This window comes from Streptomyces filipinensis, assembly GCF_014649495.1.
GTDB lineage: Bacteria > Actinomycetota > Actinomycetes > Streptomycetales > Streptomycetaceae > Streptomyces > Streptomyces filipinensis.
This window is the reverse complement of record NZ_BMTD01000022.1, coordinates 1-25,949: the sequence shown is the minus strand read 5'-3', so window position 1 is coordinate 25,949 and position 25,949 is coordinate 1. Positions and strand designations below refer to the sequence as shown.

The window sequence follows — 25,949 nt, the reverse complement described above, 5'->3', positions numbered from 1 at the left end:
GGGGCCGGTCTACCGGCCCGGTGCGCGGAAGGGCACCTGGCGGCGGGTGGCCTCGTCGACCTCGTCGGGGGTGAGCAGGGGGGTGGCCCGGGTGGTGAGGGCGCCGCTGGCCTTCACGGTGAGGCTGACTGCGGCCATGGACACCGGGTCGGGGAAGTCGACGATGAGCACGATGTCGTCCTTCCCGAAGGCGAAGTACACGGCCTCGACCTGCCCGCCGAGGCCGGCGACGACCTGGTCGACGGCCGCGCGGCGGCCGCTCGCGCCTTCTTCGAGCAGCCCCTTCGCGCCCTCGGGTGTGTAGGTGGCCTGGATGAGGAACTTCGGCATCGGGGTGCTCCCTGACCGTTGACGTGTCCGGTACGCAGAGGGGCTTCCCGTGCCGCATCGGCCGCCGCTCACCGCACGCCCGGTTTCACCCGTTGGAAGGCGTGGCCCCAGGGCGTGATCGCCGCGAGGAACGCGGTTCCCTCTCCCGGTGCCCGGGCGGCACCGGGCACCGGCATGTCCGGCTCGGAACCCGAGGTTTTACCGTTCCGTGGTTGCCGCCCGCACAGGCCCGGCCCACTCTTGATCACCACTGCCGTCGGGCAACGTGTTCTGCTGGTCACGGGGGTTCGGGTGCCTCCGCGCTGAGCGGGGAATGGTCATGCACCTCGAGTTCCGGCACCTCCGTATCCTGCTCACCGTCGCCGAGGCCGGCAGTATCCGCAAGGCCGCCGCACGGCTGCAGCTCTCCCAGCCGGCCACGAGCGCTCAGCTGAAGCGGATCGAACACGAGCTGGGCGGCCCGCTCTTCGTCCGGGGCGCCGACGGGGTGAAGCCGAACGAGAACGGCCAGTACGTCCTGCGCTGCGCCCGTGACCTCGTCGTCGGCTTCGACCGGCTGCGTGAGCACGCGCGCTCGGCGGCCGAGGCGGACAGACAGGCCACCGCCCCGCTGCGGGCGGGCGGAACCGCCGGCTCCCTGGTGTCCCTGCTGGTCTCCGCCCTCTTCGAACTCGTTCCGGAGCGACGGCTCACCATAGACGCCCGCCGCTCCGTGCACACCCTGGTGAAGGCGCTGGGCCTGTCGAAATGCGACATCGCGGTGTACGGCGAGTTCCCGGGATTCCCCCTTCCGGTCGGCGAGTCGGTGGCGACGCGCACCCTGCTGCGCGAGCCGGTCTTCGTCCTGCTCCCCGAGGACCACCCGCTCGCGCGCCAGGAGACGGTCGGCCTCGCCGAGCTGGCGGGCGAGGACTGGGTCATGCCGGAGGCCGACGAGAGCGGTGTGCACGCGTACCTCCATCTCACCTGCCAGTCGGCGGGATTCACTCCGCGCATCGCCCATGTGACGCCGGACCTGTCCGTGGCGCAGATCCTGGTCGCCGGCCGGCGTGCCGTCTGCGGCGTATGGCCGACCGCCGATGTCGCGGCCCAGGGCACCGTGCAGCGGCCGCTCGTGGGCGTCCCCTTCCACCGGCGGCTGCTGCTGGCCTGGAACAGGGACTCGGTTCCGCCCGAGCTCGCCGACGCGGCGTGCGAGCGTGTGCTCGCCGGATATCTGTCGCTGGTGCGGCAGCGGCCGCGGTACCTGGCCTGGTGGGAGGACGGAGGCCGGGAGTTCGCCCTCGGCGAGCGCGTGTGACCGGACGGGCCGCCGCTCGCCCTGCCCTATAGCTCCGCCGTTATAGCCCAGATGGAGTCACGTCAGGGACATGTCACCTGCTGAACACTTCGCGTCAACGTCCCAGGACGTCGTCACCCCACGACGAGCGAAGGAATCACCCCGTCATGCCCCGTCCCCTTCTCGCCCTTTCCGCGGTGGTCGCCGCCGGCGCCCTCACCACGGGTGCGATGGCCGTACCCGCGCACTCGCAGACCCGTGCGGTGCGCGGAACCTCCGTCCGCGACACGGCGATATCCCACGCCAAGGCCAACGTGACCCGGCACGCCGACACCTTCGGCTTCGGCCCGGGCCAGAGACTCAGAGTGAAGGACGTCGTCGTCGACGCCGACGGCACCCAGCACGTGCGCTTCGAACGGACCTACCGCGGCCTGCCCGTCGTGGGCGGCGACTTCGTCGTCCACCAGAAGGCCGACGGCTCGCTCAAGGGATCCACCCGCGCCAAGGCCCACCGGGTGGCGCTCAGTTCCGTCACCCCCGCCGTCGGCGCCAAGGGCACCGCGGCCAGTGCCCTCAAGCGCTCGCGCGGGTCGGTGCACAAGGCCAAGTCCACGCCGCAGCTGATCGTGTGGGCCGCCGACGGCACCCCCCGGCTGGCCTGGCGCACCACCGTGCAGGGCCTGGGCGACAAGGGCCAGCCGCACGGAGAGGTCTTCGTCACCGACGCCACCACCGGCGCGGCGATCGAGCACTACTCCGCGGAGCGCGAGGCGACCGGCACCGGCCACTCCGAGTACACCGGTGACATCGCCATCGACACCACCCAGCAGGCCGACGGCACCTTCGCCCTGATCGACCCGGTGCGCGGCCACATCACCAAGGACGCGCACAACCTGTCGTCCTCGTCCCTGAAGAGCTCCTCCGGCACCGTGTTCACCGACGCCGACGACATCTGGGGCGACGGGAGGAAGTTCTCCACCGACCGCGCCACCGCCGCCGTCGACGCGCACGCCAACACCGCCGAGACGTTCGACTACTACAAGACGACGTTCGGCCGCAACGGCATCAAGAACGACGGCCGCGGCGCCACCGTCTTCGTCCACGTCGGCACCAACTGGGACAACGCCCAGTGGTCGGACTCCTGCTTCTGCATGATGACCGGCGACGGCGACGGCACCACCGACCCCGAGCAGGTCGACCTCGACACCATGGGCCACGAGATGACCCACGGCGTCACCTCGGCCACCGCCAACCTCCGCTACAGCGGTGAGTCGGGTGGCCTGAACGAGGCCACCAGCGACATCCTCGGCACCATGGTCGAGTGGTACGCCGACAACCCGGTCGACACCCCCGACTACCTCTTCAGCGACCAGTCCACCCCGCCGTGGCTGCGCCGCTTCGACAAGCCGTCCCTGGACGGCCGCTCCGCCGACTGCTGGTCGAAGTCGGTGGGCCGCCTCGACGTGCACTACTCCTCGGGCGTCGGCAACCACTGGTTCTACCTCGCGAGCGAGGGCAGCGGCGCCAAGACCATCAACGGGGTCTCCTACAACAGCCCCACCTGCAACGGCTCCACCGTCACCGGTATCGGCAACCAGAAGGCCTCCGCCATCTGGTACCGGGCACTGACCGTCTACATGACCTCCACCACGGACTACAAGGGCGCCCGCACCGCGACTCTGAACGCGGCCAAGGACCTGTACGGCGCCACCAGCCAGGAGTACGCCACCGTCGCAGCGGCCTGGAGCGCGGTCAACGTCTCCTGACGCACCGCCTGATCCGCGCGAAGCCGGCCCGGACGACGAGACCCGTCACAGCCGCCGTCCGGGCCGGCAGCCCGCGCCGCCCGTTCCCCGGCCGCCTTCACCGTGGCCCTGCTCGGCCGCCGCGATCCACGGCCGCGGGAAAACGGCTCGACGGCGTCGCGGGCACCTGCCAGAGTGACCCACCATGACGGACTCCGAGCTGGTGACGGCCGCGGACGTGCAGCTCATGCAGGGCCTGGCGCAGCGGGTCACCGCCACCCGTCCTGACCTGGTGAACAGCGACGCTTCCTACGGCGAGCTGGCCTGGAACTGGGGCAAGGGGCACGCCGCCGAGGGCGCGAGCTGGCGGCGTCGGCTGTGGTTCTCCGGCGCGGATCCGGTGGCGTGGAGCTGGGCCACTCTTCCGCACCGAGTGAGGCGCAGCGACGGGTCGGTGAAGGACGTCACCGGCGCCTATCTGGCGTATCAGGTCCATCCCGGTCACGCCGGGCTGGTCGACGAGGTGATCGACTGGTACGACGCCGTGGCGGCGGATGCCGAGCGTACGGTGAGGCCCAGCGCCGCCGACGAGTTCGGCCTGGAGCGATGGGCGGCGCACGGCTATACGGCCGACCAGGACGCGCTCGGCCACACCGGGTCCTGGACCCAGCTCAACGAGCGGGACCTCACCGACGTGGAACAGCCGGTCCTGCCGCGCGGATTCCGGTTCCGCACCGCCGACGAGGCCGGCCCGCAGGCCGCGGTCCAGGCCCACCTGGACGCCTGGGCGCCCTCGACGTACACGGCCGAGGGCTACCAGGGCGTACGGCGGACGGCGCCGTACCGCGGCGACCTGCACCTCCTGGTCGAGGCGCCGGACGGGACGATGGCATCCTCGACGATCATGTGGCTCGACGAGGTGAACAGGACCGCCGAGTTCGAGCCGGTCGGCACGCATCCGGACTACCGCCGGCTGGGGCTGGCCAGGGCGATGCTCCTGCACGGGATGCTTCTGGCACGCGCGGCCGGGGCCACGCACACGACGGTCGCCTGCCTGGGCGCGCCGGGGCATCCCGAGGCACGCGGGCTCTACCACAGTGTCGGGTTCCGGGAGTTCACGCGGGACGCGCCGCTCATCAGGACCAGGACCGCGGGCTGAGCCTCAGACGGCGGTGGACAGTGCCACGTGCCGCCACTCGTCGAGTTCACGTCGCACCAGATCCAGCTTCGCCTCGACGCGCTCCACCGCGTCCGCGCCCAACTGCAGGCGCAGCGGGGGCTCGGCGACCTCGGTGACGTCGACGACGGCCCTGGCCCCCTTCGCGGGATCCCCCGGCTGACGGCCGTCGTTCCCGGCCAGTGCCTCGCGCACCGGCCCCGCTCCGGCGTCGTAGTCCGCGATGGAGGCGGGTTCGACCTGGATGCTGGAGCTGTTGAGGAAGTCGGTGCGAAACCCGCCCGGCTCCACGATCGTGACGCGGACGCCCAGCGGTGCCAGTTCGCCGTGCAGCGCCTCGGAGATGCCCTCAAGGGCGAACTTCGACGCCCCGTACAGGCCCACGGCCGGAGCGGTGGCGAAGCCGCCCACGGAGCCGATGTTCACGACATGTCCCGATCGCTGGGCCCGCAACGTCGGCAAGGTCGCCCGCAACGTGTTGAGCACGCCGAACACGTTGACGTCGAACAGATCCCGGACGGCCTTGTCGGAAGCCTCCTCGATCGCGCCCACGAGGCCGTAACCGGCGTTGTTGACCACGACGTCGATCCGGCCGAACTCCGCCAGAGCGGCCTCCACCGCGGCCGTCAACTGCTCCGGTTCGGTCACGTCCGCCCGCACCGCCAGCAGACCGTCCGGCTTCTGCGGGTACGCCCGGAGCACCGCCGACACGTCCCTCGCCGTGGCGACCACGCTGTGCCCCCGTTCCAGCGCCTCACGGGTGATCTCCGCCCCGAGACCACGCGCCGCACCGGTGACAAACCACACGCTCATCGCTCTCCCGTTTTCCGATCGCCTGATGGGCCGACAGCTCGACGCTAGAAGCTAGAGTCGGGTCTAGATCAAGGGCTGTGTGACGGGGGTCGCTCATGGATCTGAGCATCGGCGAGGTGGCGGAGCGCAGTGGGCTGAGCGTTCACGCCCTGCGGTTCTACGAGCGGGAGGGCCTGTTCGCCAACCCGGTGCGCCGCCTGTCCAACGGCCGTCGGATCTATCACGAGGAAGATCTGGAATGGCTGGCGATCTGCACGAAGCTGCGCTCCTCGGGCATGCCACTGGCGATGATCAGGCAGTACATCGAGCTGGTACGGCAGGGCCCGGGCAACGAGCACGAGCGGCTGGAGCTGCTGCGCCGGCACGAAACCCATGTGGAGGAGCGGATCCGGGAGTTGCAGGAGACCTTGGCCGTGATGCGGTACAAGGTGAGGGTCTACGAGGAGCATGTCGCCCGCGGTGAGGCCGACCGGCTCTGGAATCCGTCCCATCCGGATGCCGCCCGGACCGACTCTCACCAGGAGTGCCGTCCGCCGCAGGGCGCGTGACCGTCCCGGCCGTCGTGGAGTCATGGTGGTCGTCGCAGGACGGTCCGGCCGTTGTCGGTGCGGCCCGCTTTACTGTCCGCCATGGAGCTCACCCAAGCGAACGTCGACGACCTGCTGGCCCGGCTCGGCCCGGTGAACGGCTGGATGTACCTGCCCGGCGACGTGGACCTGCAGGAACTGACCGAACTGCTCGGCGACAGGTACGGCGCCCCGCGCGCCCTCGTCCTCGACGGCGTCACCGATCCGACGGTCGACGAGTCCCGGGGCGCGGCGCTCCTCGTCCCCTTCGAGGACCGGGCCGTGACCGTACGGGCGTGGGCGTACGGGGACCGGTGGGTCGGCACGGGTACGGCGCGGGACGCGGAGGGGATCGTACGGCCGGTGCTGGTGGTGGCTCGCCGGGAGGTCCCCGGGCCCTCGGCGGTCGCTCCGGACGAGGACGTCGACTGGATGGAGCGGCTCACCCGGATCACCGGCTGGACGCAGCCCGCCCAGCGGCCCGACGTGGACTGGGCGGAAGTGGAGTCGCGCCTGGGCACCGCGCTGCCGAGCGACTACAAGCGCATGGTCGAGACGTTCGGCAAGGGCGCCTTCGACGGATTCCTGCACCTGAACCAGGAGCCGTGGACGGATCTCCGGGAGGACGGCCTGCTCATCTGGGCGAGTACGGAGCACGAGAACCTGTACTGCTGGAGGGCCGACGGCGACGACCCCGATCGTTGGCCCGTGGGGATCCGCTCCTTCGACGGCGAGGACGTCCCCTTCGACTGCCAGACCGCGGAGTTCGTCTGCCGCATCCTCACCGACCCGCACCACCCGTTCACGATGGCCCGTTTCTTCGACACCCACTGGTTCATGAACTACCGGGAAAGCGGCTGAACCGAACCCGCCGGCGGCATCCGCGGCCCGGTGGCCGGCGCCTTCGGACGAGGAGAGGGGCCGATCAGCGCCGTGGTAGCGTCACCGCGGAGGCGCACAGGTGCCTGCCCCGGACGAGATGTGCGCCGTACCCGGCCCGCCAAGACGACGCACCCGTGGAGGCGTCATGGACGCGGGCAGCCCTTTCATCGACTTCGCCGGCCAGGTCTCCCCGTCACGGGGGCTGGACGTCCGCTGGATCCACGGTTCGCCGTCGGCCAAGCACAACACCGACCCGGACATCCAGGTCCACGCGTACGACGAGCACACGTACATCCTGCGGCAGAACATGGCGATCGACTACGAGGCGCCGTTCCTGTTCCTGCTGTTCGGAAACGCCCGGGCGGTGTTGATCGACACCGGCGCCACCGCTTCCCCCGAGTTCTTCCCCCTGCGCCGGGTGGTCGACGAGCTCATCGACGGCTGGCTCACCCGAAACCCCCGGCAGGGGTATCACCTGCTGGTGCTGCACACCCACCCGCACGGCGACCACATCGCGGGCGACGGCCAGTTCGCCGACCGTCCCCGCACCACGCTGGTCGGCGCGGACCTCGCCACCGCCTGGAGGTACTTCGGATTCGACGAGGACCCCACCGGTGTGGCGCGCGTCGATCTGGGAGGCCGCGTGGTCGAGTGCCTCGCCACCCCCGGGCACCACGAGGCAGCGGTCACGTTCTACGACCCGTGGACCGGGTTCCTGCTCACCGGCGACACGGTCTATCCGGGCCGGCTCTACGTCCAGGACCGGTCCGCCTTCGCCCGGACCATCGACCGCTTGATCGAGTTCTCCGCACGCCGACCGGTCACCCACGTTCTGGGCTGCCATATCGAGATGACCACCGAACCGGGCGTGGACTACCCGGTGCGCACGACCTACCAGCCCGATGAGCCCCCGCTCCAGATGACCACCGCTCACCTGCACGAGATCCGCGCCGCGCTCGAAGAGACCGGCGCCCGGCCCGGCCGACACGCCTTCCCTTCGTTCGTCATCTGGCCGGCCGAGTAGCCGCCGGACACCCGGAGCTTCGTCCCTCCACCGCCCAGAACAAGATCATGTCCGCGCGGAAGACTCGCTGTCCTCCGTGGCAACGCGACGACGGAGACGAGGCCTTGGCATGGAGCTGGGCCGGATCCTGATGGTGCTGCTCTCACAACGTCGCCCCGGCCGACCGAATGGGTCAGCAGCTGCGCCCCGTTGGGTCTGCTTGGTCACCACAGGGGGTCCTGGAGAGCGGCAACAGAGAGTGAGTCGACGCCACATACAGTCGATCTGTTGCGGAAACCCGTAAGAGCGGGGTTAAATCGCCAAAATTCATTCGGATTAGGATGGATCGCCGGATATTGATCACGAGGTCCGTATCTGATCACATCCAGCCCAGTGAGCAGCCGAGCGATGAGCGGAGGCGAGAGTCGGCCGTGGTGAACACCAGAGGCAGCGATGTGCATGACATCGGCTCGTCCACGCCCCCCACTCCCCGTCCGCTGCACCAGCCACAAGGAATGCGGAGCATACGGACCGCGCGACCCCTGGAACGACACCGCATGCGGATGCGGCTGCTCGACGCCGTGGATGAGGACCGGCACGATGTCGAGGTGCTGCTGACCGCCCTCCAGCAGGCCGTGGCCGAGGTGCGGGGTCTGGGCGGCATGGTGCATCTCCCCGGCGGCGGCATGAGCGGCATCCTCTACCTGGTCGCCGACAGCGGCCTGCCGGAGTCGATGACCCGGCCCTGGCTGATCATCCCGGTACGGGGCACGGCGCCGCCCAGCACGGCCGCCCGCAACGACACCCTCACCTGGCAGCCCGACCTGGCCCCGCCCGACCCGGTGCCCGGCCGGGACCCCGCCGCCCTGTGGCCTTCCCGGCTGCCCGCCGGGATGGGGCACCTGGCCGTCCCCGTTCCGGGCGGCGGCCGGCGACGCGGCGCGCTGTCCGTCCTCTTCGCCCCGGGTGACGAGCCCGGGGCCGCGGAGTGCGCGTTCCTGAACGAGGTGGCGGCCTGGATGTCCGGCAGGCTCCGGTCGTCCGGGATCCTCAACCCGTCCCCCGCCCTGCTGCGCGCCCTGGAGGACGGGCCGGGGCCGCGCAAGCCCGCACCCGCGTGGGACGTGGAAGGGGTGCCCTCCCTCACGTACACCTGGGACCTGCGCACCGGCGAGCTGACCTCCGACCAGCCCGTGGGGGAGGTGCTGGCCGGCATCGATCCGGGGGTGATGACCGGCGGCATCGAAGCGTGGGCGGAGCTGATCCACCCGGACGACCTGCCGAGGGCGGTAGCCGGCTTCGACACGGGCATCCAGCTGCGCGGCGGCTTCCAGAACGAGTACCGCATACGGCGCCAGGACGGCACGTACCTCTGGATCGAGGCCTGTGCCCGGACGGTCACGAACGAGGAGGGCGCGCCGGTCAAGGTGACCGGCACCCTCCGGGACAGCAGCGAGACGCACGCCGCCGCCGAGTCGGTGGGGTGGGCCCTGCGGCACATGAGTGACGGCTTCGTCTCCCTGGACACGGACTGGCGCATCGGATTCCTCAACCAGGCCGCCGAGCGGCTCCTGGGCACCGCGGGGGACGTCGCCGGAGCGGTGCTCTGGGACCTTCCCGCGGTACGCGTCGTACCGGGGCTGGAGGAACGGTGCCGGGCCACGGCGGCCGAGGGCCGGCCGGCCGGATTCGACATACCGGGGCCGGACGGGACGTCCTGGTACCACCTGCGGCTGGTGCCGGTGCCGGAAGGCCTCACGCTCTACATCACCGACACCACCGAGCGGCATCTGCGCGAGGCCGAGCGGGCATCCGCGGAGCGGGCGGCCGAGGAGCGGGCGGCCCTGGTGCAGCGGATCACGCGGGAGCTGGCGGAGGCCGTCACGGCCCAGGACGTGATGGCGGCGGTGGCCGACGGCGTGATGACACCCCTGGGGGCCACCGGACTCATCGTGCTCGGCGCCGTCGGCGACCGGCTGACCGTCGTCGGCTCCCGGGGATACGCGGAACGCTTCACCCGGCTGCTGGACGGCGAGTGGACCGTGGGGGACACAGCGAACCCGGTGGGGGACGCCCTGCGCACCCGTACCCCTCTCTGCATCTCCTCCCCGGAGGAGTTCCTGCAGCGTTACCCGGCGACCAAGATCCTGGTCCGGGAGGACGGCAAGCAGGCATGGGCCTTTCTCCCCCTGGCCGTGTCCGGGCGCGGGATCGGCGCCGCGGTGATCTCCTTCGACCGGCCGCGGGTGCTGGACGATGACGAACGAACGCTGCTGACCGCGCTCAGCGGACTCATCGCACAGGCCCTGGAACGGGCCGGGCTCTACGACGAGGCGACGACCCGGGCCCGCACCCTCCAGCGCAGTCTGCTGCCCCAGGCACTGCCCGAGCTGCCCGAGGTGACGACCGCGGCGCGCTACCAGCCGGCCAAACAGGGAGCCGACGTCGGCGGCGACTGGTACGACGTGATCCCGCTCTCCGCGGCCCGGGTGGCGCTCGTGATCGGCGACGTCATGGGCCACGGCATGGCCGAGGCCGCCACCATGGGCGGGCTCCGCACGGCCGCCCGCACCCTCTCGGAACTGGAGCTGCCGCCCGACGAGATCCTCGGCCACCTCAACGACATCGTCGGCGAGCTGGGCACCGATGCCTTCGCGACCTGCCTGTACGGCGTCTACGACCCGGTGACCCGGCTTCTGTCGTACGCGAGCGCCGGCCAGCCGCCCCCCGCGGTCGCCCACCCCGACGGCACCGTCACCTTCCTGTCCATGGCCCCGGACCCGCCCCTGGGGGTGGCCGCTCCGCCCTTCGAGACCCGCGAGACCCTGCTGCCCGCCGGCAGCCTGCTCGCCCTCTACAGCGACGGACTGGTCGAGAGCAAGGACAGGGACGTCACCACGGGCATGCGCCACCTCGCCGAGCTCCTCTCACGGTCCGTGAACGCCATGCCGGCCTCCCCGGCCGACGCGTCCGGCCTGGACGCTCTCTGCGCCACCCTCACCTCCGCGCTCCTGCCCGCCCACGGCGCGCTGAGCGACGACGCCGCCCTGCTGCTGGCCCGCACCCACCCGCTGGACGCGCAGAACATCGCCGAGTGGCCGTTGCCGGAGGACCCGATGGCGGCAAGCCAGGCCCGCGAGCTGGTCCGCGCCCAGCTCGACGACTGGGACCTGGCCGACGAGGACCTCGTCATGACCACCGAACTCCTGGTCAGCGAACTGGTCGGAAACGTCGTACGGCACGCCTGCGGCCCCATCCGGCTGCGCATGCTCCGCAGTCGCGCACTGATCTGCGAAGTCTCCGACGCCAGCCTGACCACGCCGCACATCCGCCACACCTCCGCCACCGACGAGGGCGGCCGCGGCCTGCAGCTCATCTCGGCGCTCTGCGAGCGCTGGGGCACCCGCCACACCCGTACCGGCAAGTCCATCTGGACCGAACAGCCCCTCCCCGAGCCCAGCCGGTGACACAGCGGCGGCACCGGCCGTGGACGGCCCGAGGGAGCGCCCGCACCGCCTCGCCGGTGCCGTACGGATACTCCAGCGGAGGACGACCTCTGATCCGCCAGAGCGCTATGCCCCCCTTGCGTAGATATTCTGTGAAGTGTGATCGAGTCTGGACGGCCGCGGCTCCGTCGCAGCTACGGCCGGGGGAGTTTCGTGCGGCTGTCGCCGGTCATCCTGACCGTCGTCATCGCCAGCCTGGCGTACGCCACGCCCCCGGAGATGGCCTTCAGCCGCCTCCTGCCCGCGGCGCCGGCCCTCGCCGCCGCCATGTGGCCGGTGCTCCCCACCGTCCTGCTCGGAACGGTCTGCCTCTTTCTGATGATCGGCCTCAGCCTCGTGTTCCCCGGTCTGGGAACATGGTGGACGGCTGCGGGGATCGTCGCGGTCACCGTGGCGGCCGCGTACGGAAGCCATGTCCGACTCCAGCGGGAGCGGACCCTCTTCCAGGTGCGGCTCGTCGCCGACGCGGCGCAGCAGGTGGTACTGAGTCCCATGCCGCGCCGCTTCGGGAGCGTCGAGATCGAGTCGCTGTATCTCGCGGCCGCGGCGGAGGCCCGTATCGGCGGCGACTTCTACGAGGTGGTCGACACGCGCTACGGGGTCAGGCTGCTCATCGGTGATGTGCGGGGCAAGGGCCTGCCGGCCGTGGGGGCGGCCGCGGCGATCGTCAACGCCTTCCGGGAGGCGGCCTACGGCGAGGCCGACATCGTCAGCGTCGCGCGCAGGCTGGACGCCAGCAGCACCCGGTACAACGCCGCCTTTCCCCCCGAAGGGCCGATGGAGCGCTTCGCCACCGCCCTTCTCGTCGAGATCCCGCACGAAGGAAGACGTATCGAGATCCTCAACTGCGGACACCCCCCGCCGCTGCTCCTGAACCGCGGGGAACTCCGTGCCCTTGAACCCACCACCCCCTCGCCACTGCTCAACCTTGCGGAGCTGATCGGCGACCACTACACCGTCGACACCTTCGACTTCGCCCCCGGCGACCTGTTGCTTCTCTACACCGACGGGGTCGCCGAGGCCCGCGCCCACGACGGCGAGTTCTTCCCGCTGGCCGCCTGGATGCGCCGACAGCCCCCGACGCCACCCCATGAGCTGCTCACGGCTCTGCACCGCGACCTCCTCGACTACAGCAGAGGACGCCTCGACGACGACATCGCGGCCCTCGCCGTGCGCCTGCGTGAGCCCTCGGAGTAGGCCCGGCAGAGTCGACCTGTGACGGTCTGTTGTCGGTGCCCGAACTCGCCGGGTCAGCCGGCGGTGGCCTTGCCCCGCACGAGGCGCGGCGCCGGAGGCCGGCTGGATCGTTGATCGTGGCCTTCGCGGGTCGTTCGGCAACGGCGTCGACTCCTGTGACCGGCAAGGCTGGACCACATCGAGGCCGCACCGCACCGGCGCAGCGTCGGCGACCGCGGCGCGCGGGGCGAACGGAAGCCTGCCCACCACCTCGTTTCTCACCGGCACGGTCGACGACTCGATCGGGGCCCCGATGTCGTGAACGGCACGCGTCCCGCCGGGCCCGCTGGGTGACGGGCCGTCGGCCTGGCCGTATCCGGACCCGGCGGCCGCGCGGCCGCCGGCGGTGATCCACCGCCACGGCCGCCGCGGATTACCGATGCGGCGCCTGCTTTCGGCAGGATGGGCGCATGACCGAGATCCGCACCCCCCGTCTCCTCCTCCGTAGCTGGCACGACGACGACCTCGCACCGATGGCGGACATCAACGCCGACCCACGGGTCATGTGCTGGATCGACGACGGCTCGGTGCGCGACCTGGACCACACGGCCGAGGACATCGAGCGGTGGGAGGAGGAGTGGGACGAGGAGGGCTTCGGACTCTTCGCCGTCGAGCTGCTGGCCTCGGGTGAACTGATCGGCTTCACGGGACTGTCCGTGCCCGAGTTCCTGCCGGAGGTGATGCCCGCCGTGGCGATCAGCTGGCGGATCGGCTCACAGTTCTGGGGCCAGGGGTACGCGTCCGAGGCCGCCCACGCCACGCTGGAGTTCGCTCTCCAGGACCGCGGCCTGGACCGTGTCATCAGCATCAACCGGGTGGGTGACGACGCCTCCGAGAACGTCATCCGCAAGCTCGGCATGGTGCCCGAGCGGGAGACGGCACACCCGGTGTACGGCTACCCCCTGCGTGTGCACGCCATCGATCTCACCGAGTTCCAGGCGTGAACCGCCGAGCCGTAGCTCGGCGCAAGTAACCGGTCCGCGGCGCGCGCAGGTCCACCGGAGCGGATGGCTGGTGCGTCTGCGCCGGCACCCGAGCCTTGGCCGTCGTGTCATGGGTGAGGCGTGGGCCGAACGGTGAGGTGAGTCGCCAGTCGGTGCAGGCGCTTGTAGTAGCGAAGCTCTTCCGCGTTCATGAGGAGGGGCAGGACCTTGTCGAGTTCGGTGACGCAGCGGCGCAGCGTCCGGAGGCGCTCCGCGTCGAGGAACCCGCCGTTGCCGCACCAGGTCGACACGCAGCCGGCGATGTCCGCGTCCAGCATCACCAGGTCGATGCCGTCCAGTTCCGCGCCGCGCAGTGCGGCGGGGAACTCCGCATCCAGGTGCTCCTGCCACAGAGGGGCTACGGCTTCGTACTCGCTCTCTTCGCTCACGGGGATCATCCTCCTCCTTCATGCGCAGTCGGCCCGGACGGCGGTCAGGTGGGGAGTCGGCGGTAGCAGATCGAAGCCTCAGCGAGGCCGGTGAAGGCGAGGAAGCGCTCGTCCTTGCGCTCGTAGCGGCGTGGAAGGCGGGGGAGGCCGCCCAGCCAGCTCACCATGGGCTCGACGGTCCGACAAAGGCGGCGCAGACCTGCCAATGAAGCCGCGGCCGGCGGTCGAGCGCCCGCCTGTTACGCGGCAGTGACGATTCCGGCGCAGACCGGCACAAGACGGCAGGCGAGGATGATCACGTCGCGCCTGACCAGTGTTGCGGCGACCGAGGGACATCGTGACCGGATGGCCCGCTTCGGCGCCGGAAGGCACAGCGCGAGGGGATGAACCACCGACCGTTATCCATTCCCAGGGGGAAACATGTCCTTGACCCGTCCGACCGCCCGGCGCCTCGGCCTGCTCTGCGCCGCCACGGTCGCCGCCCTCGTCCCGGTCGTGGGCGCCGTGCCTGCCGCCGTGGCCGCACCCGCCGCGCACCAGGGTGTCGTGGCCGGGCAGAACCCGGGTGGCACCATGGTCCGTACCGAGCAGCTGGCCTCCGGTGGCGGATTCGTGGAGATCTACCGTGTCTCGGCCTCCCACTACTGGGGCCGGATCGTCACCTACTACGGCACCAGCGTCATCGACGCGAACGGTGAGACCGTGGCGGGCCAGGACAACGGCGAGTACGTGTTCCTCACCCCGCAGGGGCACTTCGGGTCCTGGATCGCCGTCTCGGGCAAGAACCAGTTCCGCGGGCCCGGTACGTTCACGATCGCCCGCGGCTACACCGCGGTCGTCGAGCAGACCGGCAGGAACCAGTGGCGGGCGAAGCTGAAGCGGCCTGCGGGCGGTGCGTTCCTGACCCTTCAGACGCACGCGGTCGACGACGGCCACGGCGGGCTGTCGCACGTCTACGCCGGGGAGGAGATCGTCGACCCCGGCGGTAAGGCGATCTACGTCGTCCTGAGCGCGGACGGGATCATCACCTCCTTCGACCCGCAGGCCGCCACGGGCGGTGAGCCCCCGGCGGACAAGTGCACCGCCACCCGGGTGCAGTCCATCGGGGCGGGCACCCTGGCGCACATGAGCAACCGCCCCAGCGGGCCCCGGGTCTCCTTCACGTCGGTCTACGACGACGGCAAGGAGCGACCGGTGCTGATGCCGCTGGACAGGAACCACCCCTCGCTGCCCGCTGACGCCGGGATCGTGGCGCGGATCAAGGGTGCGAACACGGCGGCACCCAAGCTGGTCACCCGTGTCGAGGGCGGCAAGGGTGCGCCGGAGGCGGTCACAGCGTTCCCGGCGGTCCCGAAGGACTGCCGCGGCACGGGCACCGGTACCCCCACTGTCCCGGCCACGCCTGGTCTCCCGGTTCGCACGGCACGCTGATCGAGACCGGCCGTCGCCGCGCGGTGCCGTTGTCCGCCGCACGGACGCCGATCCGGCCCTTGGCACCGCCACGACCGGCTGTCCCGCCCCGCCGCCGCATGCGTCGGGGCGGGTGGCCCTCTGGCCGCCGGCAGCGAAGGGCGGGCAGCCGAGCCGTCGCGCACCGCGCCCTGGTCGGGTGATCCGAGGGCGCTTGCTTTCACGGCGCGCCTGGCTCACGTACCGCTCCGCGCCCCTTGGGAACGCGTCGTCAGGGGGTCGGCGAGGGACTGCCCTTGCAGGTGGCGTCCGCCGGGGGGAGCTTCCCGGTGAGCAGGTAGCGGTTTCCGTATCCGTCCATGCAGGCGTTGCCGTCGAACAGGTACTGGCCGTGGTTGCCGCCGCCTGCGACCACCAGGCGGGAGCCGGAAAGCGCCTGGCGCATCCGCTGCGCGCCGACGAGGGGTGTCGCGGGGTCGTCGTGGGACTGGAGCAGCAGCACCGGTGGGACCTTCACCGACCCGATTTTCACCGGTGCGGCGGTGGACGCCTTCCAGAAGGCGCAGGGCGCGCTGATCCAGGTGTACATCCAGGCGAACAGAGGTGCCTTCTTCGCCGCAGCAGTGGTGTCGTCGTGCCAGGTCTTCCAGTTCCGCGGCCAGGAGTCGTCCACGCAGTTGTAGGCGAGTTGGGCGGGGTTGACGGCACCGGCCGCCAGTTGCTTGGAGGCGCCGACCAGCGACGAGGGGTCTCCCTTGCGGTAGTCCGCGACCATGCTCGCCAGGTCCGGCCAGGACAGGTCGGTGTAGAGGGACGACGCCAGCAGGTCGTCCAGTTCGGTCGCGCCCGCCTGCCCGCTCGCGGGGGCGGTACGCAGCTTGGTTCGAACCGCTGTCCAGGTGGCCGACACCTCGGCCTCGGTGGTGCCCAGATGGTAGGCGTGGTCGTTGCGGGCGGCCCAGGCGAAGAACTGGCGGGTGCGCTGTTCGAGTGCCGGGTCCTGCTCGTAGGTGGCGGCGTATTCGGTGACGTCGGGGTCCACCACGCCGTCGAGGATCATCCGGCCGGTGTGGGAGGGGAACAGTGTGGCGTATGTTGCCCCCAGCTTGCTGCCGTAGGAGTAGCCCAGGTAGTCGAGCTTGGACCGGCCGAGCGCTGCCCGGACGCGGTCCATGTCGCGCGCGGCGTTCGCGGTGGAGATCGAGTTCAGCAGGGTGCCGGACGCGGTGGCGCACCGTTCAGCGACGCCCCGGGCGATCGCCACCCGGGCCTGCTCGGCTTTGGCATCAGCCGGTGTGTAGTCCGGAGCCGGGTGTTTGATGAGCTTGCCGGCGTCGCCGCAGGAGACCGGGGAACTCTCGCCGACTCCCCTGGGATCGAAACTGACGACGCTGTACTTCGCCGAGACCTCGGGAGGCATCGCGGCCCATACCGGCTGCGCCGCCTCGATGCCCGACTGCCCGGGGCCGCCCGGGTTGACCACCAGGGTCCGTTCGGCGTCCCGGCTGCCCACCATGGACAAGGTGAGGGTGATCTGACGTCCGGTCGGCTTCGTGTAGTCCAGCGGAACCTTGATCGTGCTGCAGTAGGTGCCGCGCGGCGCCTGTGACCTGGCTGGACAGGTGCCCCAGGTGAGTGCCGTCGCGCCTTGGGGGCTCGCCGTCGCGGTCACCGGTCCGCTGAGCCCGGTCAGGCCCAGGGCTGTGACCGCCGAGAGGGTCAGGAGCCGCCTTTTCGAGGTCATTTGGTTCCACCTTCCGGAAGATGCTGGGGACGGGTGAGGCGCGAGGGGCCTGGTGTCACGGCCACGCCGCCGTCGACCTGCAGGACGGACACAGGTGGCGTTCGGTTGCTGGGCGGCACTGGTCCCGCGGGGGTGATGGGTGATGGGTGATCACAGCGGGGGAGCTCTTCGGTTTTCGACGTGCGCCGGCAGACGTTGCACCTGGGGGCTTGTGTCGCTCGGTCACGCGCTCGGCGCTCATGATCAGGCGAGCAGCCGAAGCAGCGGCGGTTCGCCTGTCGGCGCGAACGGCTCGATCTGCTTCGGCTGTGCGTCAAGGAGTTGCCTGCGCGTCGCGATCCTCTTGCCACCGGATCCGCCTTCCAGGCGGATCCGGATCGGCAAGCTGTCAGGACGGCACGGCGGGGCGGCTGGTGCCCCGTGGGGGCCAGGTCGGTGAAATATGTTTGGCTGCCGTACGCTCCTGACGTCCTGACGGAGGCCGCGGTACGGCTGGCCGAGGAGACGGGGACGACGCACGACCAGGCCGGTGACGAACGGGGCGGGTGATCCCTATCTTCCTGCGTCTATGGTCACCGCATCGCCCTTTCGAACAGCGCCGGGCTCCAGTACGTCCAGATATACGCCGAGGCACGACAGCGGGCCGAGGCTGAGCACCGGGATCCGGTGCTCACGGGCCACCGCGCGCATGATGCCCGGGTCGGCGGTCAGTTCATCGTGACTCAGGGTCGGGACCACGCAGCGGGGCGTGGGCACCGTGACCTGGAAGAGGGCCTCGCCGATCCGCAGTGTCGAGCCCACCCAGGAGTCCTCGGGGAACCCGGGGCCGCCGGGGAGTTCGACCACCACGTTCGGCCGGAAGCGACGCGGAGCGAAGTCCCCCGCGGGGTAGACCTGGCGGAGCCGCCGCAGGCTCGCCGTGGTGACGAGGTGGACTTTGCCGTAGTCGAAGAAGGTGCCGGAGGCGACTCGCCCCGAGGTGATGGTGTCTCCCGTCTCGTCCATGAACGCTCTATCGCGCAGGGTGCCCGGGACTTCGCCCTCGTACTCAGGAACCGCGCGCTCCAGGGTTCCGTATTCCGGCGGGCTGTCCGACACCGACACCCGGCGGCCCAGCAGGTCGGACAGTCGCGCGCCCAGTTCCACGGTCCCGGCAGGCAGAACAGCGCCATCCGGCAGCTCCACCTGAACCGTTCCGGAACCAGCCAGCCAGCTGCGGCAGTGCAGCAGTGGCGCCCACTTGCGTGGGTGCTTGACGCTGCCGACCGCACCCCTCTCGTCGAGCACCCCGAACACCCGGTCTCCGAACAGCCCCTCCTCGGTAACCCGCACTGCCGTCAGCGCCTCGCCGAGCATGGACTTCACCGGATACCGGCACAATGCCGCCACTGTTCCCATCGGCCGATTATGCGATCTTGCTTCTTCGGTGATCCACCGCATGGTCAGCCCGGGGTGGTGCCGCGGACGCCCCTGGTGACCACGGCCGCCCTGCCGGTCGATCCGGCCGGCATTCCTGATGCGCACTCCTGAGGGCGGCTGGCTGCACCGGCGCAGTCGGCACGGCTCGGGGTCTCCGAGGCCGCCTCAGCGGAAGCCGGCCGCCAGGCCAGCGACTGTCGCAGTGCCGAAGTCGCCCCCGTGATGGCCGTGTTGGCCATGTCGGTGTGCGGCGGGATCCGGTAGGGGCCCGCGGTGGTCGCGGCTGCGGAGCGGCGGGTGAGGACCCATGTGGGCGGACGTAGTCGCATGGCCCGGGCGCGCAATCCCCCCCGCGCACGCTAACCGGATAGGTCATCCGGATCTGTTAGAGTACCCGCTAAGCGGATTACCTATCCACATATGGAGGGCGGGTTGCGCCATGAAACAGACAGCGGTGGTCACGGCAGGGACGGCGGGAATCGGGTTGGAGACGGCCCTGGGCTTGGCCGAGGCAGGCTTTGCGGTCACGGTGGTCGGGCGCGATGCCGGCCGTGGTGCCCGTGCGGTCGAACGGATCAACGCCGCGGCACCGGCGTACTCGGCCCGGTTCCTGGCCGCGGACCTCGCCGCGCTCGATGAGGTTCGCGCCCTCGCGGGCCGGATCGCGGCAGACGGTCCACTGACCGTGCTGGTCAACAACGTCGGAGCGATGTTCCCGGACCGGCAGGACTCGGTCGACGGGATCGAGGCGACGTTCGCCGTCAACCACCTCTCGCCGTACCTGCTGACCGAACTGCTGCTGCCCACGCTGCGAGTCGGTTCACCCAGCCGGATAGTGAACGTCACTTCGAGCGCGGTCGGTGTCGCCAAGCGGGCCTTCGATGCCGTCGAGCCGCCGGGCGGGTACTACGGCTTCCACTGGTACGGCCGTGCCAAGCTCGCCCATCTCGCCTACACGTTGGCGTTGGCCGGCCGACTCGACGGTTCCGGCGTCTCGGTCTTCGCCGCGGACCCAGGTGGCGCCGCGACCGCCATGACCAACGGCACCATGACCGACCCGAAGATCGTCTCGCCGGGGCTGCGGCTGCTGTGGCCGTTGGTCCGGCGCAAGTTCGAGCGCTCGACTTCGGGGCCCGCGTCCCTGGCGGCCAAGTCCTCCATTTTCGCGGCCACCGACGGTTCACTGGCCGGGCGGACCGGCGTCGTCATCGGCCCCCGGGCGCATCCGGTCGCCCCCGTCCGAGCGGCAACGGATCCCCGGATCGCCGAAGCCGTCCGCCGCCTCAGCGAGCGCCTCGCGCCCGTTCCGGCTGCGTGACGAGTTCCGAAGCCGATCAGCCCTGAGGGCGGTACGGATCGTGCCCTCGGTGGGGGCGGCTGAGCGGCTCAAGGGTGCGAAGAGCTCTGCGGTGCCGGGCCGCATCGAGCTTGCGTCGCAAGCGGCCGGCCCGGCAGGCCTGCTCGGCGAGGAGGCGCGTCGGCTGGTCCGGGTCGTGCCGCACAGCGGTCCGGATGAGCCATCCGGTTAGACTTCTCGCATGACGACCGTCCCCCTGCGCAAGGACGCCGCCCGCAACTGGGAGCGGATCGTCGCTGTGGCTCGCGCTCTCGTGGACGAGGGCACACCACTGCAGCTCAACGACATCGCCCGCCGCGCCGGGATGGGCGTGGGCACCGTCTATCGCCACTTTCCCACCGCAGAAGCGCTCCTGGAGACGGTCGCCGCTCCCGGTCTGGAGGCACTCGCCGCCCACGGCGAGCAGGCCCTGGCCGACGAAGACCCCGGACACGCCCTCGCCGGCTTCCTGACCCGCACCATAGAAGCGCAGGTCGCCGACGCTTCCCTGTCGCCGGTCACCGCCGCGCACACGGACGCTCTGCCGCGCACCACCGAACTGAAGCAGACCCTGCGGTCGGTCGGCAGGGAACTGCTCGACCGGGCCCGCGACGCCAAGGTCGTGCGCGCGGACCTGACCTCCGCCGACCTGGTTCCCCTGATGTGCGGAATCGCCTACGCGGCGAACGTCCATGGCGACCCGGCAACCCGCGTCGAGACCGCCCGTCGCTATCTGACCGCGCTTCTCGAAGGCTTGTACCTCTCTTAAGGATCAACGAATTTGGCCAAACGGTGAACTCAGTCGATCAGCGAGCCGTTTCATGACCTGCGCATAGCGTTGTATATGCCATATTGCGCAGTAATCCCGATGAAAGGCACGCCATGAAGATCGCAGTCATCGGCGGTACCGGACTGATCGGTTCGCAGGTCGTCAAGAACCTGAAGGCCGCCGGACATGAGGCCGTACCGCACTCGAAGTCCACCGGAGTCGACATCATCGGCGGCCAGGGGCTGGACGAGGCGGTGGCGGGAGCCGATGCCGTCGTCAACCTGACCAACTCCCCGACCTTCGACGAAGCCTCGCTCGCCTTCTTCCAGACCTCGATGGACAACCTCCTGGCCGCGGCCCAGAAGGGCGGCGTCGGCCACTTCGTCATCCTCTCGATCGTCGGCGCGGACCAGGTGCCGGAGCTGGACTACTACCGCGCCAAGGTGCTTCAGGAGAAGATCCTCGCGGCCGGGCCGATCCCCTACTCGATCGTGCGTGCCACGCAGTTCATGGACTTCATGGACGCAGTCCTGTCCTGGACCGCCGACGCCGACACCGTCCGGCTGCCCGCCACGCCCATCCAGCCCATCGCTTCCAGGGACGTGGCCGACGCGGTGGCCGAGGTCGCCGCCGGGGCTCCGCTGAACGGCATCCGCAACATCGCAGGACCCGAGGTCTTCCCCCTGGACGAGCTGGGCCGGATCACCCTGTCCCACAAGGGCGACAGCCGTACCGTCGTCACCGACCCCACCGCCGGCATGTTCGCCGTCGTCAAGGGGGACGTCCTCACCGACAAGAACGCGCGCCTCGCCCCCACCCACTACGCCGACTGGCTCTCCTGAGATCGTGGATGTCAGGCGCTGAGGGTACGGCACCCGCTGCGAGGCGAGCCGCACTCGGATGCCCAGAGTGCTGTCCCCTCCCCGGAGCCGGCTGTCGAGGATCACGAGGCGGCCGAGGATGCCGTACTTGCGGGCGCCGAGCCGCTCCAGCAGCGTGTCGTCCATGATGCGCTTCTGCTCCTCGCTGTTGCGTGGCCCCCGGGCTGGGGCTCAGGCCTGCTCGGTGGGGCGTACGAGCAGTTCGGCGACGGCCACGTGCCGGGGACGGGTGACGATGTAGCCGACGGTGTCGGCGATGTCCTGGCTCTGCAGCCGTTCGATGTCGCCGAGTCCGGCGTTGAGGAGCTGCTGGACGGCGTCGGAGTCATGGGTGCGCAGTTCGGTCTCGACGCTGCCCGGCTCGACGACGGACACACGGACATGCTGCTTCGCCAGTTCCTGGCGCAGCGCCTCGCTGAAGCCGGTGACGCCGAACTAGGTGGCGGTGAACCTGCCGTGGTACCCGCAGGTCGCCGTCGACACGGCCGCCGGCACGGTCACCGCAGTGGGCGGCGCTCCGTACTACGACCTGGTCGCCCGGCACGGCCGCAAGTGCCTCGACATCTCAACGGCACGTGGACCGACTTCTGGGTCATCTGCGACTCGGTAAACTGCCACCTGTCCTTCAGTGACGACAACGGCCACCTCTCCCGTGCCGGGACCAGCCTGGCGAACTTCCCGAACGGTTTCGGGAACACGCAGAGGGTGATGTCGCACACCAAGGACAACCTGTTCGAGGCCAGCAACGTGTACAAGGTCGTCGGCAGCAACCAGTACTTGCTCATTCAGGAGGCCATCGGCACTCCACGGGCCGGCGCTACTTCCGTTCCTCCACCTCGACCGGCCTCACCGGCGGCTGGACGCCCCTCGCCCACACCTGGGACGAACCCTTCGCCGGCCGCAGCAACGTCACCTTCCCGGGCGGCGCCTGGACCGAGGACATCAGCCACGGCGAGATGGTCCGCGCCGGCGACGACCAGACCCTCCCCATCGACCCCTGCCATATGCAGTACGCCTACCAGGGCGTGGACCCCAAAGCCGGCGGTGACCACAACTCGCTGCCCTGGAGGATGGGCCCGCTCACCCGGACCAACTCCACCCGCTGACCGCCTGAACCGCCATCGAGCTGCCGTGGGGAACACCGAGCTGTTCCCCACGGCGTCGAACCGTGCCGGGCAGCGGAACGGACCGGGCGCTGCCCGGCAGGCGGCCCCGCCCTTGCCAGGTCGCGCGGGCGGTCGCGGGCAGGGGAAGATCAAGTGGTGAACTCATCTGTGGCGGAGGCCGTCTCCGTCGTACTGCTGCTGGCGGTGCTGGCGTGCGCCGTCGTTCGCCCGTTCGGGTGGCCGGAGGCGGTTGTCGCCGTCCCGGCTGCGGGCGTGGTGATCGCCACCGGGGCGCTCTCGCTGGAGCACGCCCGTGAGGAGGCGGAGCGGCTCGGGCCGGTGATCGGGTTCCTCGCGGCCGTCCTGGTCCTCGCCCAGCTGTGTGACGACGAGGGACTCTTCCACGCGTGCGGGGCGTGGATGGCCCGTAGCGCGGCGGGGCGCCCGCGCCGCCTGCTGGTGCAGGTGTTCGCAGCCGCGTCGGTGATCACCGCGGTGCTCAGCCTGGACGCCACGATCGTGTTGCTGACACCGGTGGTGTTCGCCACCGCCGCCAGGCTCGGCGCCCGGCCGAAACCGCACGTCTACGCCTGCACCCACCTGTCGAACACCGCGTCGCTGCTGCTGCCGGTCTCCAACCTCACCAACCTGCTCGCGTTCGCCGCCAGCGGGCTGAGCTTCACGCGCTTCGCCGCCCTGATGGCCCTGCCCTGGCTGGTGGCCATCGCCACCGAGTACGTGGTCTTCCGCCGGTTCTTCGCCACCGACCTGGACGCGGGAGCCCAGGCCCCGCGCACCGCCGAGCAACGCGAACTGCCGGTCTTCGCCCTGGTCACAGTGGCCTGCACACTGGCCGGGTTCGTCCTCACCTCCCTGGTGGACGTCAACCCCGCGTGGGCGGCCTTCGCCGGCGCCCTCGTGCTCGCCGTGCGGGCTCTGGCCCAGCGCCGTACCACGCCCACCGCCGTCGTGCGAGCCGCCGCGGTGCCGTTCCTCGCCTTCGTACTGGCCCTGGGACTGGTGGTCCGCGCGGTCGTCGACAACGGGCTGGCGGCGGGGCTGGGACACCTGATCCCGGGCGGGACCGGACCGGCGGCGTTGTTCGGCATCGCGGCCCTGGCCGCGGTGCTGGCCAATGTCATCAACAACCTGCCCGCCGTGCTGGTGCTGCTGCCGCTGACCGCCCCGTCCGGGCCGGGCGCGGTCCTGGCAGTCCTGCTGGGGGTGAACATCGGCCCGAACCTCACCTACGCCGGCTCCCTTGCCACGCTGCTGTGGCGGCGCATCGTGCACGAACACGACAGCGACGTCGAACTCGGCGAGTTCACCCGGCTCGGTGTGCTCACCGTGCCTGCCGCCCTGGGCCTGTCGGTGGTGGCACTGTGGACCTCGCTCACCCTCATCGGAGGCTGACCGTCATGAAAGTCATCGCCTGGATCACCGAGGGCACCTGGCCCGCCGGCATCGACGCCGCCCGTGCCCATGCGCCCGACGACGCCGACATCGTGCTGCTCCATGTCACCCCGGCCGACGTCCCGGGCGCGGCGCACGGCGCCTTCGCCGGTCTGCTCGGCCGCGGCCATGGCGAACGCGACCCCGGCACGCGGGTGGAGCACCTGGCCGCCGCCTCCGCCGAGACGTTCCTGGCCGAGGCCGCGCGGCGTCTGGGCCGCCCGTGCGCCCGCGTCGAGCGGACCGGCCGCGTCGAGCGGGAGGTCGTCGCCGCGGCCGAGGGCGCCGACCTGCTCATCGTCGCCCGCGACGGTGACCGCACCCATCTCGGGCCACGCAGCCTCGGGCATGCCGGCCGTTTCATCGTCGACCACGCCCCGTGCCCTGTCCTGCTGGTGTGGCCCGAGCCCGCACCCGGCATCGACACCATCCCGGCCCCGCCACCCCACCCACCGCACCACCGATAGCGGCACACCGGCACCGACATGGCCTGGCAGGGGATCCGCAGGGAGGCCGCCCCTGGGAGCTCCTCACCCCTCCCGGTGGCGGGTGACTCCGAGGAGCGCAGGTGTTCCCTCAACCACTGCTCCGTGTCGTCGACGTGCAGGAGGGCGGCGGCCTGACTCAGGGAGGCGTCGCGGGCGGAGAGGGCCGTGAAGATCGACTCGTGTTCGGCGAGCGTGCGGCCCGCGGCCTGGTCGTCGACCAGGCCGCGCCAGATCCGGGCGCGCAGCGTGCGGCCCGATATGCCTTCCAGGAGCGTGAGCCGCGAGTCGTTGCGCGTCGCGGAGATCACGGCCCGGTGGAAGGCCGCGTCGTGCACGTTGAGCTGCTCGACGTCGCCGCGGGCCTCGCGCATGGCGTCCAGATGGCGCTTGACCTCGGCCAGTTGGTCGTCGGAGATCCTGGTGGCGGCAGGGTCAGCTACGAGGTCGGCTCGGAAGCCGTCGGCCAGGTCCAGTTCAGCGTCGAGGACCAGTCGCTGGAGTACTTCGTCGTCCACGGCCCGACCCCGAAGCAGGTGCTGGAGCGCTACACCGCCCTCGCCGGCCGCCCGGCCCTGCCCCCGGCCTGGGCGCTGGGCCTGGGGCTGGCCACGTCCTTCACCACCGACTACGACGAGGCCACGGTCGGCCGTTTCATCGACGGCATGGCCGAGGGTGCACGCCTTCGCGGACGGCGCTCGCCGCACGGTCGTGATCCCGTCTGCGAACGGCCCCGGCGAGACGGCCCGCTTCGAGGTCCGCCGCGAGGGCGACCGCCTCGGCGTCACGACCGACAGCCCACATCCCTGGCGGCTGCGGACGGGCGGCCCCGACGGCACCCTGCACATCAACGCCGCGGGGCCCGCGACCACCGAGTTCCGTTACGAGGGGTGATCCCACGTTCCGTGGCCGGCGGCCGTGATGCCGGCCTGTACGGTGCCCTCGGTGGCGTCCGAGGGGGCTTCGTCGTGCCCCCGCGCAGGCGGGCCGTCGAACGGGGCTGGTCATGGATCATGAGGGCCGCCGGCACTGCCGCGACCACGAACGCCTGCCCGAGATGAGCGAGTCCCTGATCACGTGGGCCGCCATCACGCTGATGACCCGTCGCGAGGTCCGTCCCGCCGAACGGCGCGACCTCGCCCACGACTACGACATGCAAGAAGCCGCCTGATCACACGGTCGATCCCGCATCTCGGTCCAGGTGAGAGGCCGCCGGGTTCGTCGCGGGGTTCGTCAGGGCATCGAGCTGGGCAGCGAGGTCGGGGTGGTCGGCGGTGAGGTGGGGGCGGGTGGCGTTGAGGGGGTGGATGAGGTCGGCGGGGTCGTCGTGGGCGAGGGCCGCGTGGAGCTGGCTGAGCGGGTTGCGGGCCGCGGCGGGCAGGTCGGTGAGGGCGGTGATCTGGCCGGCGATGCGGCGCAGGTCGGCCGCGTTGCGGCG

At 70.9% G+C, this 25,949-nt stretch carries 24 protein-coding genes, 4 pseudogenes and 1 riboswitch; of the genes and pseudogenes, 19 read left to right on the top strand and 9 right to left on the bottom strand.

From position 1 onward, the window contains the following. Positions 1–9: 9 nt before the first annotated feature. A complete protein-coding gene (locus IE244_RS34760; RefSeq protein WP_191877568.1) occupies positions 10–330 on the bottom strand; it encodes a GYD domain-containing protein in 321 nt (106 codons plus the stop codon). 319 nt (positions 331–649) lie between these two features. Here IE244_RS34760 and IE244_RS34755 point away from each other — a divergent pair, with 319 nt between their 5' ends. From IE244_RS34755 to IE244_RS34745, 3 genes are all read left to right on the top strand, one after another. Continuing rightward, the gene (locus IE244_RS34755; RefSeq protein ID WP_191877567.1) at positions 650–1,630 is read left to right on the top strand and encodes a LysR family transcriptional regulator; all 981 of its coding nucleotides are present in this window, start codon (positions 650–652) and stop codon (positions 1,628–1,630) included. A 146-nt stretch (positions 1,631–1,776) separates the two neighbouring features. Next, complete coding sequence (locus IE244_RS34750; protein ID WP_229854595.1) at positions 1,777–3,375, top strand: M4 family metallopeptidase; 1,599 nt, start codon at positions 1,777–1,779, stop codon at positions 3,373–3,375. A gap of 184 nt (positions 3,376–3,559) precedes the next feature. Next, a complete protein-coding gene (locus tag IE244_RS34745) occupies positions 3,560–4,513 on the top strand; it encodes a GNAT family N-acetyltransferase (RefSeq protein ID WP_191877566.1) in 954 nt (317 codons plus the stop codon). Positions 4,514–4,516: 3 nt separating this feature from the next. Here IE244_RS34745 and IE244_RS34740 read toward each other — a convergent pair whose 3' ends face one another. Further along, on the bottom strand, positions 4,517–5,344 hold the full coding sequence (locus IE244_RS34740; protein ID WP_191877565.1) for an oxidoreductase: 828 nt from the start codon (positions 5,342–5,344) through the stop codon (positions 4,517–4,519). Between the two features lie 95 nt (positions 5,345–5,439). Here IE244_RS34740 and IE244_RS34735 point away from each other — a divergent pair, with 95 nt between their 5' ends. The 6 genes from IE244_RS34735 (at position 5,440) to IE244_RS34710 (ending at position 13,481) form a co-directional block, all read left to right on the top strand. Then, complete coding sequence (locus tag IE244_RS34735; protein ID WP_191877564.1) at positions 5,440–5,892, top strand: MerR family transcriptional regulator; 453 nt, start codon at positions 5,440–5,442, stop codon at positions 5,890–5,892. Between the two features lie 81 nt (positions 5,893–5,973). Beyond that, positions 5,974–6,771 carry an SMI1/KNR4 family protein gene (locus IE244_RS34730; protein WP_191877563.1) on the top strand — a complete coding sequence of 266 codons (798 nt, stop codon included), beginning with the start codon at positions 5,974–5,976 and terminating at the stop codon, positions 6,769–6,771. 86 nt (positions 6,772–6,857) lie between these two features. Further along, a riboswitch (guanidine-III (ykkC-III) riboswitch) is annotated at positions 6,858–6,925 on the top strand. 12 nt (positions 6,926–6,937) lie between these two features. Then, positions 6,938–7,816: an MBL fold metallo-hydrolase gene (locus IE244_RS34725; protein WP_191877562.1), complete on the top strand. Its 879-nt coding sequence runs from the start codon at positions 6,938–6,940 to the stop codon at positions 7,814–7,816. A 536-nt stretch (positions 7,817–8,352) separates the two neighbouring features. After that, positions 8,353–11,262 (top strand): SpoIIE family protein phosphatase, encoded by a 2,910-nt coding sequence (locus IE244_RS34720; protein WP_229854593.1) that lies wholly within the window; start codon positions 8,353–8,355, stop codon positions 11,260–11,262. 138 nt (positions 11,263–11,400) lie between these two features. Then, the gene (locus tag IE244_RS34715) at positions 11,401–12,498 is read left to right on the top strand and encodes a PP2C family protein-serine/threonine phosphatase (RefSeq protein WP_191877561.1); all 1,098 of its coding nucleotides are present in this window, start codon (positions 11,401–11,403) and stop codon (positions 12,496–12,498) included. Between the two features lie 449 nt (positions 12,499–12,947). Then, positions 12,948–13,481: a GNAT family N-acetyltransferase gene (locus IE244_RS34710; RefSeq protein ID WP_191877560.1), complete on the top strand. Its 534-nt coding sequence runs from the start codon at positions 12,948–12,950 to the stop codon at positions 13,479–13,481. Between the two features lie 107 nt (positions 13,482–13,588). On the opposite strand, the gene IE244_RS34705 is transcribed toward IE244_RS34710, so the two are convergent. Both IE244_RS34705 and IE244_RS42435 read right to left on the bottom strand, forming a co-directional pair. After that, entirely contained in the window at positions 13,589–13,918 is a 330-nt protein-coding gene (locus IE244_RS34705; RefSeq protein ID WP_191877559.1) for a hypothetical protein, read from the bottom strand. Between the two features lie 35 nt (positions 13,919–13,953). After that, positions 13,954–14,076 (bottom strand): hypothetical protein, encoded by a 123-nt coding sequence (locus tag IE244_RS42435; protein ID WP_373305807.1) that lies wholly within the window; start codon positions 14,074–14,076, stop codon positions 13,954–13,956. A gap of 253 nt (positions 14,077–14,329) precedes the next feature. Here IE244_RS42435 and IE244_RS34700 point away from each other — a divergent pair, with 253 nt between their 5' ends. After that, positions 14,330–15,340, top strand: coding sequence for a hypothetical protein (locus IE244_RS34700; protein ID WP_191877558.1), 1,011 nt, complete (start codon positions 14,330–14,332; stop codon positions 15,338–15,340). A 250-nt stretch (positions 15,341–15,590) separates the two neighbouring features. On the opposite strand, the gene IE244_RS34695 is transcribed toward IE244_RS34700, so the two are convergent. Next, on the bottom strand, positions 15,591–17,063 hold the full coding sequence (locus IE244_RS34695) for an alpha/beta hydrolase (protein ID WP_191877557.1): 1,473 nt from the start codon (positions 17,061–17,063) through the stop codon (positions 15,591–15,593). A 552-nt stretch (positions 17,064–17,615) separates the two neighbouring features. Then, positions 17,616–18,461: an MOSC domain-containing protein gene (locus IE244_RS34690; RefSeq protein WP_191877654.1), complete on the bottom strand. Its 846-nt coding sequence runs from the start codon at positions 18,459–18,461 to the stop codon at positions 17,616–17,618. A gap of 460 nt (positions 18,462–18,921) precedes the next feature. Between IE244_RS34690 and IE244_RS34685 the strand changes: the two genes are divergently transcribed. The 3 genes from IE244_RS34685 (at position 18,922) to IE244_RS34675 (ending at position 21,429) form a co-directional block, all read left to right on the top strand. Then, entirely contained in the window at positions 18,922–19,800 is an 879-nt protein-coding gene (locus IE244_RS34685) for an SDR family NAD(P)-dependent oxidoreductase (protein WP_191877556.1), read from the top strand. Between the two features lie 220 nt (positions 19,801–20,020). After that, a complete protein-coding gene (locus tag IE244_RS34680) occupies positions 20,021–20,587 on the top strand; it encodes a TetR/AcrR family transcriptional regulator (RefSeq protein WP_191877555.1) in 567 nt (188 codons plus the stop codon). Between the two features lie 113 nt (positions 20,588–20,700). Next, complete coding sequence (locus tag IE244_RS34675; RefSeq protein ID WP_191877554.1) at positions 20,701–21,429, top strand: SDR family oxidoreductase; 729 nt, start codon at positions 20,701–20,703, stop codon at positions 21,427–21,429. Positions 21,430–21,639: 210 nt separating this feature from the next. Here IE244_RS34675 and IE244_RS34670 read toward each other — a convergent pair whose 3' ends face one another. Beyond that, positions 21,640–21,843, bottom strand: a complete 204-nt coding sequence (locus IE244_RS34670) for a Rossmann-fold NAD(P)-binding domain-containing protein (protein ID WP_191877553.1) — start codon at positions 21,841–21,843, stop codon at positions 21,640–21,642. Positions 21,844–22,035: 192 nt separating this feature from the next. Between IE244_RS34670 and IE244_RS43475 the strand changes: the two are divergent. The 3 genes and pseudogenes from IE244_RS43475 to IE244_RS34655 all read left to right on the top strand — a co-directional run. After that, a pseudogene (locus IE244_RS43475) lies at positions 22,036–22,574 on the top strand (non-reducing end alpha-L-arabinofuranosidase family hydrolase); the annotation flags it as partial. Positions 22,575–22,730: 156 nt separating this feature from the next. Further along, entirely contained in the window at positions 22,731–23,987 is a 1,257-nt protein-coding gene (locus tag IE244_RS34660; protein ID WP_191877552.1) for an SLC13 family permease, read from the top strand. Between the two features lie 5 nt (positions 23,988–23,992). Further along, positions 23,993–24,493, top strand: coding sequence for a universal stress protein (locus tag IE244_RS34655; protein ID WP_191877551.1), 501 nt, complete (start codon positions 23,993–23,995; stop codon positions 24,491–24,493). An 86-nt stretch (positions 24,494–24,579) separates the two neighbouring features. Here IE244_RS34655 and IE244_RS34650 read toward each other — a convergent pair. After that, positions 24,580–24,942: pseudogene (locus IE244_RS34650) on the bottom strand (FadR/GntR family transcriptional regulator); the annotation flags it as partial. On the opposite strand from IE244_RS34650, the pseudogene IE244_RS34645 reads away from it, so the two are divergent. From IE244_RS34645 to IE244_RS43275, 3 genes and pseudogenes are all read left to right on the top strand, one after another. Continuing rightward, positions 24,940–25,185: pseudogene (locus tag IE244_RS34645) on the top strand (alpha-xylosidase); the annotation flags it as partial. The pseudogenes IE244_RS34650 and IE244_RS34645 sit on opposite strands and share 3 nt — an antisense overlap. 37 nt (positions 25,186–25,222) lie before the next feature. Then, positions 25,223–25,405, top strand: a complete 183-nt coding sequence (locus IE244_RS34640; protein ID WP_191877661.1) for a hypothetical protein — start codon at positions 25,223–25,225, stop codon at positions 25,403–25,405. 112 nt (positions 25,406–25,517) lie between these two features. Then, complete coding sequence (locus IE244_RS43275) at positions 25,518–25,682, top strand: hypothetical protein (protein ID WP_191877660.1); 165 nt, start codon at positions 25,518–25,520, stop codon at positions 25,680–25,682. Here IE244_RS43275 and IE244_RS34630 read toward each other — a convergent pair. Beyond that, positions 25,683–25,949: pseudogene (locus IE244_RS34630) on the bottom strand (hypothetical protein); the annotation flags it as partial.

Coding starts and splice junctions, on each gene's coding strand:
- IE244_RS34735 (WP_191877564.1), top strand. CDS start 5,440: ATGGATCTGAGCATCGGCGAGGTGGCGGAGCGCAGTGGGCTGAGCGTT.
- IE244_RS34710 (WP_191877560.1), top strand. CDS start 12,948: ATGACCGAGATCCGCACCCCCCGTCTCCTCCTCCGTAGCTGGCACGAC.
- IE244_RS42435 (WP_373305807.1), bottom strand. CDS start 14,076: ATGGTGAGCTGGCTGGGCGGCCTCCCCCGCCTTCCACGCCGCTACGAG.
- IE244_RS34685 (WP_191877556.1), top strand. CDS start 18,922: ATGAAACAGACAGCGGTGGTCACGGCAGGGACGGCGGGAATCGGGTTG.
- IE244_RS34720 (WP_229854593.1), top strand. CDS start 8,353: ATGCGGATGCGGCTGCTCGACGCCGTGGATGAGGACCGGCACGATGTC.
- IE244_RS34655 (WP_191877551.1), top strand. CDS start 23,993: ATGAAAGTCATCGCCTGGATCACCGAGGGCACCTGGCCCGCCGGCATC.
- IE244_RS34755 (WP_191877567.1), top strand. CDS start 650: ATGCACCTCGAGTTCCGGCACCTCCGTATCCTGCTCACCGTCGCCGAG.
- IE244_RS34745 (WP_191877566.1), top strand. CDS start 3,560: ATGACGGACTCCGAGCTGGTGACGGCCGCGGACGTGCAGCTCATGCAG.
- IE244_RS34695 (WP_191877557.1), bottom strand. CDS start 17,063: ATGACCTCGAAAAGGCGGCTCCTGACCCTCTCGGCGGTCACAGCCCTG.
- IE244_RS34675 (WP_191877554.1), top strand. CDS start 20,701: ATGAAGATCGCAGTCATCGGCGGTACCGGACTGATCGGTTCGCAGGTC.
- IE244_RS34740 (WP_191877565.1), bottom strand. CDS start 5,344: ATGAGCGTGTGGTTTGTCACCGGTGCGGCGCGTGGTCTCGGGGCGGAG.
- IE244_RS34700 (WP_191877558.1), top strand. CDS start 14,330: ATGTCCTTGACCCGTCCGACCGCCCGGCGCCTCGGCCTGCTCTGCGCC.
- IE244_RS34760 (WP_191877568.1), bottom strand. CDS start 330: ATGCCGAAGTTCCTCATCCAGGCCACCTACACACCCGAGGGCGCGAAG.
- IE244_RS34705 (WP_191877559.1), bottom strand. CDS start 13,918: ATGATCCCCGTGAGCGAAGAGAGCGAGTACGAAGCCGTAGCCCCTCTG.
- IE244_RS34750 (WP_229854595.1), top strand. CDS start 1,777: ATGCCCCGTCCCCTTCTCGCCCTTTCCGCGGTGGTCGCCGCCGGCGCC.
- IE244_RS34725 (WP_191877562.1), top strand. CDS start 6,938: ATGGACGCGGGCAGCCCTTTCATCGACTTCGCCGGCCAGGTCTCCCCG.
- IE244_RS43275 (WP_191877660.1), top strand. CDS start 25,518: ATGGATCATGAGGGCCGCCGGCACTGCCGCGACCACGAACGCCTGCCC.
- IE244_RS34730 (WP_191877563.1), top strand. CDS start 5,974: ATGGAGCTCACCCAAGCGAACGTCGACGACCTGCTGGCCCGGCTCGGC.
- IE244_RS34680 (WP_191877555.1), top strand. CDS start 20,021: ATGACGACCGTCCCCCTGCGCAAGGACGCCGCCCGCAACTGGGAGCGG.
- IE244_RS34690 (WP_191877654.1), bottom strand. CDS start 18,461: ATGGGAACAGTGGCGGCATTGTGCCGGTATCCGGTGAAGTCCATGCTC.